Below are 16,374 nucleotides of genomic sequence, written 5' to 3' on the forward strand. Positions count from 1 at the left end.
TGTAATCAATCTGTAACCATCCTTATATATAATCACGAATAAATTAAAATAAAGGCAAAAGTATTGAGCACTTTTGAAACAAGAAACAAGCAAAGAGAATTAACAGAAAAATTAATTAAATCAGCTTTAATTATTGCATCTGGTATTTCAATATTAACTACATTTGGTATTCTTTTCTCAATTCTTTTTGAATCAATAGAATTTTTTCAAATGAGAAGTTTTTGGTACTTCATTACAGGAACTGAATGGTCTCCAGGTGTTGAAGGAAGTAAATTTGGTGCAGTACCTATTTTTGCAGGTACCTTTGTAATTACAATAATTGCACTATTAGTTGCAATTCCAATAGGTCTTGGAAGTGCTATTTATATGAGTGAGTATGCAAGCTCAAATACAAGAGATTATCTAAAACCTATTTTAGAAGTGCTTGCTGGAATTCCAACAGTTGTTTATGGCTTTTTTGCAGCTATTACAGTAGCACCTCTTATTGTAAAAATGGCGGATTTTGTTGGTTTAGAAGCTACATTTAACTCTGCTCTTGCATCTGGTGTTGTAATGGGAATTATGATTATTCCTGTAATTTCATCATTATCTGATGATGTAATAAGATCAGTTCCAGACTCACAAAGAAAAGCAGCTTTAGGACTAGGACTTACACAAGGTGAAACAATAAGAGATATTGTAATACCTTCAGCACTTCCTGGAATTATTTCAGCTTCATTACTTGGTTTATCAAAAGCCTTAGGGGAAACTATGATTGTTGTAATGGCAGCAGGTCTTCGTCCTAATCTTTCTTGGAATCCACTTGAAGATATGACGACAGTTACAGTAACAATTGTTAACTCACTTGTTGGAGACTTTGAATTTAATTCACCAGAAACTCTTTCAGCATTTGCATTAGGGCTTATTTTGTTTGTTGTAACACTGATTTTAAATATTATTTCATTGTCACTAATTAGAAAATTTAAAGAAAAATATAAAGTGAATACATTATGATTAAAAGAAAAAAGAAAAATACACAAAATCCTTTTTACGATCCAACATTAGATAAAAGACATGCAAGTGCAAAGAGATTTAAGAAGTTTACTTTAACATCTTTAATTTTTTCAATTGCATTTTTAGCCTTTTTCTTAATAGACATAATTGGAAAAGGAACACCAGCATTTAAAGTTACATACATAGAAGTAAATGTAGCTTATAATCAAAAATCTGTTGAAGATTCAAGATTTGCAGTTGATAGAAAATATAGAAAAATAGTTTCAAGGTCTTGGCTTAGAGATTTACCTATGCAAGTTAAGCAAAATCCAAAGCTATTAAATACAACTCAAACCTTATGGGTTTTAGCTGATGATCAAGTTGATCAATATTTAAAAGGTCACCATTATAAATTAAAAAGAAAAGATAAGGCATTAGTTGATACATTAAACGCTGAAGGAAAAATTGAAACTAGATTTAATTCAATATTCTTTTTACATGGAGATTCAAAGATTCCTGAAAATGCAGGTCTATTCTCTGCAATGATTGGTTCAATCTTAACACTTTGTATTACTATGTTAGTAGCTTTTCCACTTGGAGTTATGACAGCAATTTATCTTGAAGAGTTTGCAGAAGATAATAGATTTACAAGATTTATTGAAGTAAATATTAATAACCTTGCAGCTATTCCATCTATTTTATTTGGATTATTAGGACTTGCAATTTTTATTAATCTTTTTGGAATGCCACGTTCTTCACCACTTGTTGGTGGTCTTACACTTGCACTTATGACTTTACCTATTATAATTGTAAGCTCACGTGCAGCATTAAGAGCAGTTCCTGATAGTATTAGACAAGCTGGATATGGTTTAGGATTAACAAAAATACAAGTTACAAAAGATCATGTTTTACCACTTGCTTTTCCAGGAGTTTTAACAGGTTCTATTATTGGTTTAGCACAAGCTATGGGTGAGACAGCACCACTTATTATTATAGGAATGATTGCATTTATACCTGATGCACCAACGTCTGTAATGGATGCAGCAACTGTTATGCCTGCACAATTATTTACATGGGCAGGAATGCCAGAGAGAATGTATATAGAGAAAACAGCTGCTGGAATTATGGTACTTCTTAGTATCTTAATCTCACTTAATGCAGTTGCAATTTATTTAAGAAAAAAATTCGAAGTTAAATGGTAGAAGGAAAAGTAAAAATGGCAAAAGATAATAAGACAAAAGTAAAAGTTAATAAACTAAATCTTTGGTATGGAGATAATCATGCTTTACATGGAATTGATGTAGATATTTATGAGAATAAAATCACTGCATTAATTGGACCTTCAGGATGTGGAAAATCTACATTTTTAAGATGCTTAAATAGAATGAATGATTTAATTCCAATTGTAAAAATTGATGGTTCAGTAGTAATTGATAAAAAGAATATTTATGATAAAGATGTTGATGAAGTAAGTGTTAGAAAAAGAATTGGTATGGTATTCCAGCAACCAAATCCATTTCCAAAATCAATTTATGATAATGTTGCCTATGCTCCTATTAAACATGGAATTGTATCTAAAGGAAAAGAGTGTGATGCTTTAGTTGAGCAATCTTTAAAAAAATCTGGACTTTGGGATGAAGTAAAAGATAAATTAAATGATCCAGGAACTTCACTTTCAGGGGGACAGCAACAAAGATTATGTATTGCTAGAACAATTGCTGTTAAACCAGAAGTTATTTTAATGGATGAGCCAACATCAGCACTTGATCCAATTTCAACAGAAAAAATTGAAGCACTAATGTTAGAGCTTAAAAAAGATTACACAATAATTACAGTAACTCATAATATGCAACAAGCAGCAAGAGTAGCAGACTACACAGCATTTTTCCATTTAGGAAAACTAATAGAATATGATGAAACAGAAACTATTTTTGTAAACCCATCAAACAAAAAAACAGAAGATTATATTACAGGGAGATTTGGATAATGTTAAAAACTTACGAAGAAAAAAGAAATAATATCAAAGATGAAGTATTACTTATTGGTAATAGCGTTGTTGAAGCACTTGAGACATCATTAAAAACACTTAAAAGTGATGATGTATCTGCATTAAAAGAGATTGATTTATCTGTAAAAAAACTATCAAATAAATCTAATGAAATTGATAATTTAATTGTTACAGCACTTGCACTTTATTCACCTGAAGCAAAAGATTTAAGAGAGATGGTTTCTTTTTTAAAAATTACAAATGAATTAATCAGAGCTGCATCAAATGTAAAAGGTTTTATTAAAATCTTTAGAAAAGCATATTCAGATGATTTAAACACAAGCACGATTTTAGAATTTACTATTCCTTTACATAAATCTGCCCTACTTTCATTAAGAACTGCAATGTCAATGATTGAAGAAACTAATGATGATCATACAGAAGAAAAATATGGAAGAGTAATGGTAGAAGATAGTAAAGCAGATGACTTATATTCTATGGTTGAAAAAAATATATTAAAATTAATTACAAAAAACCTTGAACTTTCAAAAGAGTATTTTGATATTTTAAGTAGTCTAAGACGATTAGCAAGAACATCTGATAGAGCATCATCAATTGCTTCATTAGCACTTTTTGCACAAGTTGGTGGAGATATTACACAATCATAATTTTATGATATAATTCATGTATGAAAAAAGCAATTATTAAAATAAAAACATACTTTTCTTCAAATTTTGAAGTACTAGCCGCTGCAATTATATTTGTAGGTATTCTTGCTACTGGACTGGATTTTTATAAAGCAATTATTCTAATGCTAGAATTTATTGTTATTATGGAAGTTGTAAAAATGATTTCTGATTTTATTAAAAATCATAAATTAAGACTTAGATTTGTAATAGATATTTTTATTATCTTTTTAATTCGAGATGTAATTATATTAACAACGCATGTGAATAAGGACTACTTTGATATTTCTTTTTTATTAATAGTTGTTAGTGTATTTTTTATTTTTAGAATTTTAGCTATTAAATTCTCACCAGGTGTTATTAAAGTATCAAAAGACACTGTTATTGAATATGAAGATGATAGAGATAATAAAAAAGTTGAAGAGGATAGAAAGTTGATGAAAGATGCAAAATAAACTTATTTTAATTGTTGAAGATGAAGAGGATATTTTAGAATTACTTGAATATACTCTTCAAAAAGAAGGCTTTGAAACAATAGGTTTTCTAAATATTGACAAAACATTAAAAAAAGTTTTAGAGCAAGAAGATATTAGCTTAATTTTAATGGATAGAAACCTTCCTGGAAGTGAAGGAACTACTTTTATAAATGATATAAAAAAAGAGGGTTATAATAATCCTGTTATATATGTAACTGCAAAAGACAAAGATGAAGATATTCTAGAAGGTTTTGATGCACATGCAGATGACTATATTACAAAACCTTTCAATGTAAAAGAGTTAATTGCACGTGTAAAAGCTGTTATTAAAAGAACTTCAAAAAAAGTTGATATCTTAAAAATTAGAGATATTGTTTACAAAGCTAGCAATAAAAAGTTTTATATAGAAGATAAAGAAATAGAACTAACACACTTAGAACATGATCTATTTTTAGAGTTTCTAAAAAATAAAGATATTTTAATGTCAAGAGAGCATTTACTTGAAACTGTTTGGGAAGATTCTCTTGATAAAAAAGTAAAAACTGTAAATGTTGCAATAAAAAGATTAAAAGCAAAAATAGACCCAGATGCTACAAAAGATTATATAAAATCAGTAAGAGGTGAAGGTTACATATTTTGCTAAAGATTCACCAATTATTTTTAAGAACATTTGTTTTAATATTTTTAGGAATACTTTTTACGTTGACAATTGTTACTTATTTTTGGTCAAAAAATATTTATATGAATCAAATAGAAAAAAATCTTATTCAAAATATTGATACTTTTTCTATTGTAGTAAAAGATTTAGATAATATTGATACAATTCTAAAAGATTTAAAAGCTAGTGTAAACCTTCGTATTACCATTATCGATGAAAAAGGTAATGTAATTGCAGAAAGTGATAAAAATAAAGAATCAATGGATAACCATTCAAATAGAGAAGAAATTCTTCAAGCAAAAGATTTTGGAATTGGAAAAGTTGTTCGATTCTCAAACACAGTAAATAAAGAGCTTTTATATATTGCAAAAAAAGTAACAATCAATAAAAACATATATTTTATAAGAATGGCTGATTATACAAATAAAATCACAGATAACTTTATAAAACTTACTGCACAGATTTTTGGATTTATTGCATTCTTTTTAATTATTGGATTTTTTATAACTTACTCAATAAGTATAAAAATCAAAAAAGAAACAGATAACATTTTAAATTTTTTAACCCAACTATCTGATAAAAAGCCTACTTATATTTTAAAATCTAGATATACCCAAGAGTTTTACAAAATAACAAGACTATTAAATAAAGTTGCTTTAAAATTATCAAAAAGAGAAAAACAAAAAGCAAAACAAACAGCAAAATTAAAAATAGCAAATAGACAAAAAGATGAAATCATTTCTGCATTATCACATGAATTTAAAAATCCTATTGCAATTATTTCAGGATATAGTGAAACTATTTTAAATGATAATGATATGCCTGTTGTTATGAAAGAGAAGTTCTTAAGTAAAATTCATTCTAATGCAAATAAAATGTCTCATATAATTGATAAACTAAGATTAACTCTAAAATTAGAAGAAGGGAAACAAGAACTTCTATTAACACCTTGCCCTATTAAAAATATCTTAAATGATATTACATCTGATTTAGAAGATAAATACAAAAATAGAGAAATTATTATATCTGGAGAAGATATAGATTTAAAAGTAGATGAAACACTAATTTCAATGGCAATATCAAATTTAATTGAAAATGCCTTGAAATATTCAGAGGATGAAGTATTTGTAGAACTTACAGACAATTCAATTATAATAAAAGATAAAGGTATTGGAATAGAAGCAAAAGAATTAGAAAAAATCAGAAATAAATTCTACAGAGTCTCAAATAACGGCTGGAACAACTCACTAGGACTTGGTTTATTTATAGTCCAAGCCATACTATCTTTACATAATTTTAAACTAGAAATCAACTCTGAATTTAACAAAGGTTCAGAATTTAGAATAAAATATTAAATAATACTTAAATTAAGGTTTATTTAAGTATTACTACACTATTATTCCACCTCATTAATAAAAGCGGAGAAAATAAATGAAATTTACTCAAATGGCAAAAGCTAACGAAATCGAAAGAGATTGGATAGTAATCGACGCAACTGATAAAGTATTCGGAAGAATAATCACTGAAGTTGCTACTATTTTAAGAGGTAAGAATAAACCTTACTATACACCTCATGTTGATTGTGGAGATTACGTTGTAATCATTAATGCTTCTAAAGCAAAGTTTTCTGGTAATAAATTAGAAACAAAAAATTACTTCACTCACTCAGGGTATTTTGGTAGTACTAAAACTCACAAAATGTCTGATATGTTTGAAAACAACCCAGAAAAATTATACAAACTTTCTACAAGAGGTATGCTTCCAAAGACTACTCTTGGAAAAAATATGTTAAAAAAATTAAAAGTATATGCAGGTTCAGATCACCCACATACTGCACAAATTAAAGGATAAGACTAATGGCTAAAGTTTATGCAACAGGAAGAAGAAAAACATCTATCTCTAAAGTATGGTTAGAAGTTGGTACTGGAGAATTAACTATCAATGGTCAGTCTTTAGACGCATGGTTAGGTGGACACGAAGCAATTAAAAAAAGAGTTATGCAACCTTTAGAAGTTACTAAACAAGAAACTTCAGTAAATATCGTTGTTAAAACTTTAGGTGGAGGATACTCTGCACAAGCTGATGCTGTTAGACATGGTATTTCTAGAGCTTTAGTTGCTTATGATGAGCAATTCAGAGCTGTATTAAAACCTTACGGTTTATTAACTAGAGATGCTAGATCAGTTGAAAGAAAAAAATACGGAAGAAGAAAAGCAAGAAAAAGCGGTCAGTTCTCAAAAAGATAGACACAATTTTTCAAAGATTTTATATCTTTGTATTTTCAAAAGGAAAGCAAATTTTGCTTTCCTTTTTTTATGCACTTTAAGTTATTAATATTCAAAAAAACTATACAATACTTAATGAAATTTTTAATCACATTATTCTTACTCTTAACAACAATAAATGCAAGTACGCTAAACCTTTCAATTAGTTCAAGTCCAAGTAGACTAAACCCTATTTTAGCAAATGATACTGCAAGTTCTCAAATAGCTGACTGGCTATTTAATGGCTTATTCAAATATGATAAAGATGGAAATCCTGCTGTTGATTTAGCCTCCTCTTACACTTTTGAAACAAAAACAAAATTAATCATAAAGCTTAAAAAAGGTGTTAAATGGCACGATGGAGTTGAACTTACAGCTAAAGATATAATCTTTACTTACAATACTATTTTAGACCCAAAAGTATTTAATTCAATTAAATCAAATTATAAAGAAGTAAAAAGTGTAAAAGCTATTGATGATTATACAATTGAAGTTATTTATAAAAAAGCATATTTTAAAGCCTTAGAAATATGGATGGTTGGAATTTTGCCTTATCACTTATTAAAAGATGAAAAAAATCTTATGACAAGTACTTTTAATAAAAATCCAATAGGAACAGGTCCTTATAAACTAGAAAGCTTTAAAGTTGGTCAAGATATAAAACTAAAAGCAAATAAAGATTACTTTGAAGGTGCACCAAAAATTAATGAACTTTTGTATAAATTTATTCCAGATACAAATACTTCATTTTTATTTTTAAAACAAAAAAAACTAGACTTAGCAGGATTAACACCACTTCAAATTGATAGACAAATAGATGATGATTTTAAAGATTCTTTTAAAATTATTGAAAGTCAAAGTTTTTCATACTCATATGTAGGTTTAAATCTTAAAAATGAAAAGTTTAAAGACCTAAGAATTAGAAAAGCTTTATCATTAGCAATCAATAGACAAGAGTTAGTTGATATACTCTTTTTTGGTCATGGAAAAGTTTGTAATGGTCCTTTTTTACCTGGAAGTTTTGCTTATAATGATGAAGTAAAACAAATAAAGCCTGATTTAAAAGAAGCCAAAAGATTATTAAAAGAGTTAGGTTATGATGAAAATAATCCCTTTACTTTTGAAGTTGTAACTAATACAGGAAATGACACAAGAATAAACGCAGCTCAAATCATGCAATATCAATTAGCAAAAGTAAATATAAATATGAAAATTAGAGTAATGGAATGGCAAGCTTTTTTAAACACTATTGTTCATCCAAGAAACTATGAAGCAGTTTTACTAGGTTGGTCACTATCTTTAATGCCTGATGCTTATCCTTTATGGCATTCAAGTTCAGATAAAATTGGACGTTTCAATTTAGTTGGATATTCAAATCCAGAAGTTGATAAGCTAATAGAAGAAGGTTCTGTTACTGTAGATAGAAAGGAATTAAGTAAAATATATAAAACAATATTCAAAAAAATTACTGATGATATTCCTTACTTATTTCTTTATATTCCAAATTCAATAACTGTAGTAAATAAAGATATTAAAAATATTGAGCCTGCATTTACAGGTGTTACACACAATCAAAAAGATTGGATAAAACCATAAGTTAAAACAAAAGGAAAAACTTGAAACAAAATATAATATTATTTGATTTAGACGGAACATTAATAGATTCAACAGATGCAATTGTATCAACATTTTATCACTCATTTGAAGAGCTAAACTATGATTTTAAAGGAAATGATGAAGATATAAAATCTTTTATTGGTTACCCTTTAGAAATTATGTATGAAAACTTAGGAGTGCACAAAGATCAAGCACCTAAATTTGTAGCTTCATATAAAAATAGATATAGAAAAATATCTACATTAAAAACATTACTTTTACCACAAGCTTTAGAAGCTGTAAAATTAGCTTCTAAAATAGCACGTGTTTCAGTGGTTACTACTAAAACTAGATTATATACCATGCCTTTATTAGAGCATTTTGAAATGGCTGAACATTTTGAGATTGTTACAGGTAGAGAAAATGTAGAAAATCCTAAGCCACATCCAGAACCTATATTAAATACATTAGAGCAAATGAACTATGATAAAAACTTTCATAAAGTATGGATGATTGGTGATACAAAACTTGATTTAATAGCAGCAAAAGATTCAAAAGTAGATAGTATAGGAGTGCTTTGTGGTTATGGAAAAGAAGAAGAACTAAAAACTTATACAAAAAACATTAGCCAAAATGCTTTAAGTGCAGTTAAATTTATAGAATCTATTTCTGAATAAACTCTAAAAAAACACAATATATTCTACAAGGATTATAAGCTCAAGTTATGTATAAAAAAGTTACACTTGTTAAATAATTATAAAAATAGTACTTAATTATTAAGTTAAAAGTATATATAATATTACAGACTAATTTATAAATTTAAGTACAAATTAATTTTAAGGAGCTTCTATGTTAGAAATTAGATGGCATAGCCGTGCTGGTCAAGGTGCAGTTACAGGTGCTAAAGGACTTGGGTCTGTTGTTGCCCAAACTGGAAAACAAGTACAAGCGTTCGCTTTTTATGGCTCAGCTAAAAGAGGTGCGTCTATGACTGCTTATAATAGAATAGATGATGAAGTAATTTTAAATCACGAAAAATATATGGAACCTGATTATGTATTTATTTGTGATCCTGGACTAACTTATACTGACGATATCACTGCAAATGGTACTCCCAAAACTAAATATATTATTACAAGCCACCTTAGCAAAGAAGAAGTTATAGCTAATGTTCCAAAACTTCAAGGAATAGAAGATAGAGTTTATGTTTTAGACTGTTTCCAAATCTCTAGAGATACAATTGGGAAAGCAATTCCTAATACTCCAATGCTTGGAGCTTTTATGAAAGTTAGTGGTATGTTTGAGTTAGAGTATTTCAAAGAAGAAATGAAAAGTGTACTTAAAAAGTTATCTCCAAAGCTTATTGATGCAAATATGCTTGCAATCCAACGAGCTTATGACGAAGTGAAGTAAAGGATATAAAATGAATAAACCAATTAATGATATGGGATGGGATGAGTTAGTACCTGGTGCAGCTTTATATGCATTTGAAGGTGAAATAACTTATGATATATCACAAATACAACCAGAAGATAGGCTATATTCTCAAACAAGCTCACAAAGCATGTCTGTTGGCGATTGGAGAGTAATTAAGCCAGTTTGGAATTCAGAAACATGTATTGACTGTCAAAACTGTTGGATTTTCTGTCCTGATACATCTATTATTGCAAGAAATAAAGAGATGAAAGGTGTAGATTATGACCACTGTAAAGGATGTGGATTATGTGTAAGTGTATGTCCTACTAATCCAAAATCTTTATTAATGTTTAATGAATATGAAACTACAGAAGATGCTTTAGGTAAATGGCCTCTTAAAAAAAAGAAGGGTGAATAAGTATGAATAGCAAAGAAATGATATTAAAAGACGTTGAAGTTTGGGATGGAAACATGGCAAACTCACAAGCTATTAGACAAGCTGATGTTGATGTTGTTGCTGCATATCCTATTACACCATCAACTGCTACAGTTGAAAATTATGCAATGTTTAATGCAAATGGATATGTAGATGGCGAAGTAATTATGGTTGAATCTGAACATGCTGCAATGTCTGCATGTATAGGAGCTGGAGCAGCTGGTGGTAGAGTTGCAACGGCAACTTCTTCACAAGGTTTAGCACTAATGATTGAAACTTTATATCAAGCATCAGGAATGAGAATTCCTGTTGTTTTATGTTTAGTAAATAGAGCTTTAGCATCTCCATTAAATGTAAATGGTGACCATTCAGATTTATATTTAACTAGAGATGCTGGTTGGGTTTCAATAGATGCTTTCTCTCCACAAGAAGCTTATGATATGACTTTAATGTCATTTAAAATTTCAGAACATCCATCTGTTAGACTTCCAGTTATTTCTAACCAAGATGGTTTTATGACATCTCATACAGCTCAAAATGTTAAACCATTAAAAGATGAAGTTGCCTCAAAATTTATTGGTGATTACTTAGCTGTTAATGCACTATTAAACTTTGACAAGCCAGTAACTCATGGTGTGCAAACTGAACAAGATTGGCACTTTGAACATAAAGCTAAGCAACATGCAGCTTTAATGGCTTCAATGGATGTTATTAAAGATACATTTAAGCAATTTAAAGAGTTAACAAATAGAGAATATAAAGTAGTAGAACAATATAAAATGGACGATGCAGAAATTGCAATTGTTTGTTTAGGTTCAACTTTTGAAACAGCTACACTTGCAGTTGATCAAATTAGAAAAGAAGAGGGAATAAAAATAGGAATAGTTGCGCCTAGAGTATTTAGACCTTTCCCTCTTGAAGAAATTGCAGATTCTTTGCAAAATGTAAAAGCAGTTGCTTGCATGGATAGATCAGCTCCTGGTGGAACAGTTGGTGCTTTATATAATGAAATATCTGGTGCACTTATTAACACTCCAGCAAGACCATTAGTAACAAACTTAATTTATGGATTAGGTGGTAGAGATATGACAGTTGCACAATTAAAAGATATCTTTAGAAAATTAGATTCAGATGCAAAAGCTGGGAAAATTTCTGGAAAAATCCAAACACTAATTGGTGTTAGAGGTCCAACATTAGAATTTTACGACGTGAAAGGAAAATAAATATGAGTACTCAAAAAGTAATTAAAAACTTAAAATCATTTTCAACTGCAGCTGAAAGATTCGAAGGTTCACACCTTCTATGTCCAGGTTGTGCTCACTCTATTATTGTAAGAGAAGTATTAAATGCAACAAATGATAACTTAGTAGTATCAGCTTCAACTGGTTGTTTGGAAGTTTGTACAGCAATTTATCCTCATACTTCATGGGATTGTTCTTGGATTCATATTGGGTTTGAAAACTCATCAACAGCAATGGCAGGTGTTGAGACAATGAATAAAGCTCTAAGAAATAAAGGAAGAATAAGTAAAGACACTCCAACTCCTAAGTTTGTAACTTTTGGAGGAGATGGTTCAACTTATGATATTGGATTCCAATGGATTTCAGGTTGTTTTGAAAGAGGACATGATTTCATGTACGTTTGTTTAGACAATGAAGTTTATGCAAATACAGGAGGTCAAAGGTCATCATCAACTCCAATTGGTTCAAGTACGACAACAGCACCAGCAGGAACTGACTCTTATGGTGAAAAAAGACAGAAAAAAGATATTGTTTCTATTATGGCTGCTCATGGTTCACCTTATGTTGCACAAGTTGCACCAAATAAATGGAAGGATATGGTTAAAAAAATCCAAAGAGGTTTTGATACTGAAGGTCCAGTATTTATAAATGCAATGTCAGCATGTACGACTGAATGGAAATTTGCTCCAAATCAAACTATTGAGGTCTCTGATTTAGCAGTCGATTCTCTTGTATTTCCATTATATGAAATCATTGATGGTACAGAACTAAATATTACATATAGACCTAAAAATATACTTCCTGTAAAAGATTATTTAGCAGCACAACCTAGATTTAAACACTTATTTACACCTCAATATGAATACATTATTGATGAGTGGCAAACAAGAATTGATAAAAGATGGGAATTCTTACAAAAAAGAGAAGAAATTAGAATGTAATTTCTTCCTAGAGCATTAAAATATTTATATTTTAATGCTCTAAGTTAATCACATAAAAAAGCTCTTACACCATACACCATAAATACTAATACAAAACTCAGAAAAATTATTTTTTATGTTTAATCTCAAATTTTACTATTCTTATGTTATTATATTACATAAAAGTAACTTTTTAGAAGGATGTTATAATGTTTAAAAATGGTTCAATAAAGATAAAATTATTATCAACAATAATAGGTTCAATGGTATTAATAACAGTAATTATGTTAGCTCAATCAATTATTAGTTTAAAATCCACATCAAATTCAATAATAGAAAAATCAAGCTCTAGTGCTTTTAAAGCAAAGGAAGAAGAGTTAAAAAACTATGTTTCTCTAGCATATAAAACAATTGAATCATATCATGAAAGAACTGCACAAGATAAAATACAAGCTGAAGTTGAAAATTATTTATTAGAACAAACAAATTTTATTTTTACTATTATAAATAGTGAATATAATAAATATAAAGACACACTTTCAAATGAAGAATTAAAACAAAGAATAAAATCAATTATTTCAGCATCAAGATTTGGAGAAAGTGGTTATTTTTTTGCATATAATCCAAATGGTATTAATATGGTTCATCCTATTAAACCCTCATTAGAAGGTAAAGATTTATCAAAATTAAAAGATACAAATGGTGTGATGATTATCCAAGAACTTTTAAAAGCAGGAAAATCTGAAAAAGCAGATGGATTTATTACATATTTATGGCCAAAACCAGGCTTTGAGAAAGACCAATTAAAAGTCTCTTATGTAAAAATGTTTAAACCTCTAAATTGGATTATAGGAACAGGGTCATACTTAACTGATGTAGAAGAAAAAATGAAAGCTGAAGCATTAGATGCAATTTCAAAAATGAAATATGGTAAAAATGGTTATTATTGGATTAATGATTCGAATCATGTTGTTTTAATGCATGGTGCTAAACCTGAATTAGCAGGAAAAAACCTTTATGATTTTAAAGATAAGAAAGGTAAGTATTTATATAGAGAAATTGTAAAAAGTACAAATGAAAAAAAAGAAGGTTTATTAGTAAAATACTATTGGGGAATACCAGGAAAAACTGGAGAATTTGAAAAATTCTCATATGTAAAAAAATTCGAGCCTTGGGATTTTATAATAGGAACAGGTTCATACGTTACTGAAATTGAAGAAAAAGTAGCACAGATGAATGAAGAGACTAATGAGAGTATTGATAGTAGTATAGTTTCTATTGTTACACAAATTATTATTGTAATTGTAATTATTTCGTTTTTAATTATTCTATTTATGAAAAAAATTATATTTACTCCATTAACAAACTTTCAAAATGGATTATTAAGCTTTTTTAAATATGTTAATAAAGAAGAAAAAGAGATAAAAAGTTTAGTTATTACATCAAATGATGAAATTGGACAAATGTCTACACTAATTAATGAAAATATAGAAAAGACAAAAAACATTATTGAGCAAGATAATGTTTTAATTAATGATGTAAAAGATATAGTAAACCATGTAGGAGAAGGTTTCTTAGAAAAAAGAATTTCTAGTTCGACAAATAATGAATCCTTAGAAGAGTTAAAATCATTATTAAATAATATGCTTGATAATGTACAAACTTTAGTAGGAACTAATATTAACGCACTAAGCGATGTTTTAGAACAATATGCAAAAAGAAACTTTACTGAAAAGATTGATCCTACAAATAGTGGAAAAATTGGTAATGATATTATAAATATGAATAAAATGATAACGAAAATTTTACAAGATAATCAAAATGATGGACAAAGTTTACAAAAACGCTCTGAAGAATTAACATCAAATGTAAATATCTTAAACCAAAATGCAAATAGTCAAGCTGCTTCATTAGAAGAAACAGCTGCATCTATAGAAGAGATTACTGGAAATATTAAACAAACAAGTGAAAAAGCACATGAAATGTTAGCAATTTCTAGAAAAACTCAAAATTCTGCAAATATTGGAAAAGACTTAGCAACTAAAACTGTAAAATCTATGGATGATATTAATGAAACGGTTATTGCAATAAATGACTCAATTTCAGTGATTGACCAAATTGCATTCCAAACAAATATTCTTTCATTAAACGCAGCTGTTGAAGCAGCAACGGCAGGTGAGGCAGGAAAAGGTTTTGCAGTTGTTGCAGCAGAAGTTAGAAATCTTGCAAGTAGAAGTGCAGAAGCAGCAAAAGAGATTAAAGACTTAGTTGAATCTGCAACAATAAAAGCAAATGAAGGTAAAAAAATAAGTGCTTCAATGATTGAAGGTTTTGCTGAACTTGAAGCAAGAATTGAAGAAACAAGTCACTTAATTGATGATGTTTCAAATGCAGCTCAAGAACAAAATACAGGAATGACACAAATAAGTGACGCAGTAAATCAATTAGATAAATTTACGCAACAAAATGCTTCTGTAGCAGATAGAACCAACACAATTGCAATGGAAACAAATAAGAGTGCAAATGATACAGTTGCAAAGGTAAGAGAAAACGATTTTGACGGAAAAAGTTAAAACAAACTTAATATAAAAACTAAAAAAGAGAGTACATGACTATTATAAAACCTTTATTTAAAATGTCATTTACTCTTTTTATTGCAAGCTTAGGCTCAATATTTTTCATATATTTATCACTTCCTTTACCTTGGCTTTTAGGTTCTATTTTTGCTTCTGCAATTTTAATGAGATTTGAAAATCTTCCAATACAAACTCCTAAAATATTTTCAACTCCTGCACGAATTATGATTGGTCTTACAATTGGTAGCGCTTTTACTCCTGAAATTTTGCAGTTTTTAGATGTGTATTTTTTAAGTTTATTACTTATAATTCCCTACTCTATTTTGACTATTATTTTGGGAATGTATTATTATCACAGATTTATAGGCTTTGATAAAAAGACTGCATATTTATCTTCAATGCCAGGTGGTGTTATTGAAATGGTAATCATAGGTGAGCAAATAAAAGCAGATATATCAAAGATAACACTAGTTCAATCATCACGATTATTTTTTGTAGTAGTTTCTCTCCCTTTTATAATTCAATATATTTTTCATATTGATATTAGTGGAAATAAAATCATAACAACTCCAATAATAAATATTGATTTATTTGAATTAACAATACTATTATTTGCAGGTACACTTGCGGGAATGCTTGCAAAAAAAGTTAATATGTCAGCAGCTTTTCTAATGGGACCTATGATAATTAGTATCCTTTTACATTCAAGTGGGTTAATTCATACTCCAATGCCTGATGAGTTTTTAAAGTTTGTACAAGTCGTATTTGGAACAATTATAGGTTTTACTTTTAAAGGTGTGGAATTTAAAACTATCGTAAAAACTTTAGTTTCAACTTTTGGACATTTTATAATTCTTGCAATAACCTCAGCATCTTTTATATTTTTAGCTTCTGTATTATTCGATTTTCCAATAGAATCAATTCTTCTAGCTTTCTCTCCAGGAGGACAAGCGGAGATAAACCTAATAGCCATACTAATTGCTGCAAATGTTCCATATATTACTTTACATCATATTGTAAGGCTTTTAATTGTTATGAATCTTGCTCCCATTTTTGCTAAAAAATTGTAAAAATATATAATCCTTCTTTTTTCCCTCTATTAATTTATATACTTTTAGTTAGAACAATTAAAAAAATAAAAGGAAA

At 28.6% G+C, this 16,374-nt stretch carries 17 protein-coding genes; all 17 read left to right on the forward strand.

Annotated features, from left to right (window positions below; genetic code table 11):
• Window positions 1–63: 63 nt before the first annotated feature.
• The 17 genes from pstC to D3Z07_RS09020 all read left to right on the forward strand — a co-directional run bounded on the left by pstC (window position 64) and on the right by D3Z07_RS09020 (window position 16,298).
• Complete coding sequence (gene pstC, locus D3Z07_RS08940) at window positions 64–993, forward strand: phosphate ABC transporter permease subunit PstC (RefSeq protein ID WP_122893671.1); 930 nt, start codon at window positions 64–66, stop codon at window positions 991–993.
• Window positions 990–2,174 (forward strand): phosphate ABC transporter permease PstA, encoded by a 1,185-nt coding sequence (pstA, locus tag D3Z07_RS08945; protein WP_076083228.1) that lies wholly within the window; start codon window positions 990–992, stop codon window positions 2,172–2,174. The genes pstC and pstA overlap by 4 nt, the downstream gene beginning before the upstream one ends.
• A gap of 14 nt (window positions 2,175–2,188) precedes the next feature.
• Window positions 2,189–2,959: a phosphate ABC transporter ATP-binding protein PstB gene (gene pstB / locus D3Z07_RS08950; protein WP_076083226.1), complete on the forward strand. Its 771-nt coding sequence runs from the start codon at window positions 2,189–2,191 to the stop codon at window positions 2,957–2,959.
• On the forward strand, window positions 2,959–3,627 hold the full coding sequence (locus D3Z07_RS08955; protein ID WP_122893672.1) for a phosphate signaling complex PhoU family protein: 669 nt from the start codon (window positions 2,959–2,961) through the stop codon (window positions 3,625–3,627). The genes pstB and D3Z07_RS08955 overlap by 1 nt, the downstream gene beginning before the upstream one ends.
• Window positions 3,628–3,647: 20 nt before the next feature.
• Window positions 3,648–4,100 carry a phosphate-starvation-inducible PsiE family protein gene (locus D3Z07_RS08960; RefSeq protein ID WP_122893673.1) on the forward strand — a complete coding sequence of 151 codons (453 nt, stop codon included), beginning with the start codon at window positions 3,648–3,650 and terminating at the stop codon, window positions 4,098–4,100.
• A complete protein-coding gene (locus tag D3Z07_RS08965; RefSeq protein WP_122893674.1) occupies window positions 4,090–4,764 on the forward strand; it encodes a response regulator transcription factor in 675 nt (224 codons plus the stop codon). Before D3Z07_RS08960 ends, D3Z07_RS08965 begins: the two co-directional genes overlap by 11 nt.
• A 59-nt stretch (window positions 4,765–4,823) precedes the next feature.
• Window positions 4,824–6,134, forward strand: coding sequence for a sensor histidine kinase (locus tag D3Z07_RS08970; RefSeq protein ID WP_228200535.1), 1,311 nt, complete (start codon window positions 4,824–4,826; stop codon window positions 6,132–6,134).
• Between the two features lie 76 nt (window positions 6,135–6,210).
• Window positions 6,211–6,630 (forward strand): 50S ribosomal protein L13, encoded by a 420-nt coding sequence (rplM, locus tag D3Z07_RS08975; RefSeq protein ID WP_076083216.1) that lies wholly within the window; start codon window positions 6,211–6,213, stop codon window positions 6,628–6,630.
• A 5-nt stretch (window positions 6,631–6,635) separates the two neighbouring features.
• Window positions 6,636–7,025: a 30S ribosomal protein S9 gene (gene rpsI, locus D3Z07_RS08980; RefSeq protein WP_076083214.1), complete on the forward strand. Its 390-nt coding sequence runs from the start codon at window positions 6,636–6,638 to the stop codon at window positions 7,023–7,025.
• A gap of 114 nt (window positions 7,026–7,139) precedes the next feature.
• Complete coding sequence (locus D3Z07_RS08985) at window positions 7,140–8,639, forward strand: peptide-binding protein (RefSeq protein ID WP_076089147.1); 1,500 nt, start codon at window positions 7,140–7,142, stop codon at window positions 8,637–8,639.
• A 20-nt stretch (window positions 8,640–8,659) separates the two neighbouring features.
• Complete coding sequence (locus D3Z07_RS08990; protein WP_206423277.1) at window positions 8,660–9,316, forward strand: HAD family hydrolase; 657 nt, start codon at window positions 8,660–8,662, stop codon at window positions 9,314–9,316.
• A gap of 172 nt (window positions 9,317–9,488) precedes the next feature.
• Window positions 9,489–10,052 (forward strand): pyruvate flavodoxin oxidoreductase subunit gamma, encoded by a 564-nt coding sequence (locus D3Z07_RS08995; RefSeq protein WP_076083212.1) that lies wholly within the window; start codon window positions 9,489–9,491, stop codon window positions 10,050–10,052.
• Between the two features lie 10 nt (window positions 10,053–10,062).
• Complete coding sequence (locus D3Z07_RS09000; RefSeq protein ID WP_076083210.1) at window positions 10,063–10,473, forward strand: 4Fe-4S dicluster-binding protein; 411 nt, start codon at window positions 10,063–10,065, stop codon at window positions 10,471–10,473.
• A 2-nt stretch (window positions 10,474–10,475) separates the two neighbouring features.
• Window positions 10,476–11,714: a 2-oxoacid:ferredoxin oxidoreductase subunit alpha gene (locus D3Z07_RS09005; RefSeq protein WP_122893676.1), complete on the forward strand. Its 1,239-nt coding sequence runs from the start codon at window positions 10,476–10,478 to the stop codon at window positions 11,712–11,714.
• A 2-nt stretch (window positions 11,715–11,716) separates the two neighbouring features.
• Window positions 11,717–12,673 carry a thiamine pyrophosphate-dependent enzyme gene (locus D3Z07_RS09010; protein WP_076083204.1) on the forward strand — a complete coding sequence of 319 codons (957 nt, stop codon included), beginning with the start codon at window positions 11,717–11,719 and terminating at the stop codon, window positions 12,671–12,673.
• 188 nt (window positions 12,674–12,861) lie between these two features.
• On the forward strand, window positions 12,862–15,225 hold the full coding sequence (locus D3Z07_RS09015; protein WP_122893677.1) for a methyl-accepting chemotaxis protein: 2,364 nt from the start codon (window positions 12,862–12,864) through the stop codon (window positions 15,223–15,225).
• Between the two features lie 35 nt (window positions 15,226–15,260).
• On the forward strand, window positions 15,261–16,298 hold the full coding sequence (locus D3Z07_RS09020; RefSeq protein WP_076083199.1) for an AbrB family transcriptional regulator: 1,038 nt from the start codon (window positions 15,261–15,263) through the stop codon (window positions 16,296–16,298).
• Window positions 16,299–16,374 lie beyond the last annotated feature (76 nt).

This window comes from Arcobacter peruensis (assembly GCF_003711085.1).
Classification (GTDB): domain Bacteria; phylum Campylobacterota; class Campylobacteria; order Campylobacterales; family Arcobacteraceae; genus Poseidonibacter; species Poseidonibacter parvus.

Excerpts from the sequence above, each read along its gene's own strand:
- D3Z07_RS09010 (WP_076083204.1), top strand. The coding sequence starts at position 11,717 with ATGAGTACTCAAAAAGTAATTAAAAACTTAAAATCATTTTCAACTGCA.
- pstB (WP_076083226.1), top strand. The coding sequence starts at position 2,189 with ATGGCAAAAGATAATAAGACAAAAGTAAAAGTTAATAAACTAAATCTT.
- D3Z07_RS09020 (WP_076083199.1), top strand. The coding sequence starts at position 15,261 with ATGACTATTATAAAACCTTTATTTAAAATGTCATTTACTCTTTTTATT.
- D3Z07_RS09015 (WP_122893677.1), top strand. The coding sequence starts at position 12,862 with ATGTTTAAAAATGGTTCAATAAAGATAAAATTATTATCAACAATAATA.
- D3Z07_RS08995 (WP_076083212.1), top strand. The coding sequence starts at position 9,489 with ATGTTAGAAATTAGATGGCATAGCCGTGCTGGTCAAGGTGCAGTTACA.
- D3Z07_RS08960 (WP_122893673.1), top strand. The coding sequence starts at position 3,648 with ATGAAAAAAGCAATTATTAAAATAAAAACATACTTTTCTTCAAATTTT.
- D3Z07_RS08965 (WP_122893674.1), top strand. The coding sequence starts at position 4,090 with ATGCAAAATAAACTTATTTTAATTGTTGAAGATGAAGAGGATATTTTA.
- rplM (WP_076083216.1), top strand. The coding sequence starts at position 6,211 with ATGAAATTTACTCAAATGGCAAAAGCTAACGAAATCGAAAGAGATTGG.
- D3Z07_RS08985 (WP_076089147.1), top strand. The coding sequence starts at position 7,140 with ATGAAATTTTTAATCACATTATTCTTACTCTTAACAACAATAAATGCA.
- D3Z07_RS09000 (WP_076083210.1), top strand. The coding sequence starts at position 10,063 with ATGAATAAACCAATTAATGATATGGGATGGGATGAGTTAGTACCTGGT.
- rpsI (WP_076083214.1), top strand. The coding sequence starts at position 6,636 with ATGGCTAAAGTTTATGCAACAGGAAGAAGAAAAACATCTATCTCTAAA.
- pstA (WP_076083228.1), top strand. The coding sequence starts at position 990 with ATGATTAAAAGAAAAAAGAAAAATACACAAAATCCTTTTTACGATCCA.
- D3Z07_RS09005 (WP_122893676.1), top strand. The coding sequence starts at position 10,476 with ATGAATAGCAAAGAAATGATATTAAAAGACGTTGAAGTTTGGGATGGA.
- D3Z07_RS08955 (WP_122893672.1), top strand. The coding sequence starts at position 2,959 with ATGTTAAAAACTTACGAAGAAAAAAGAAATAATATCAAAGATGAAGTA.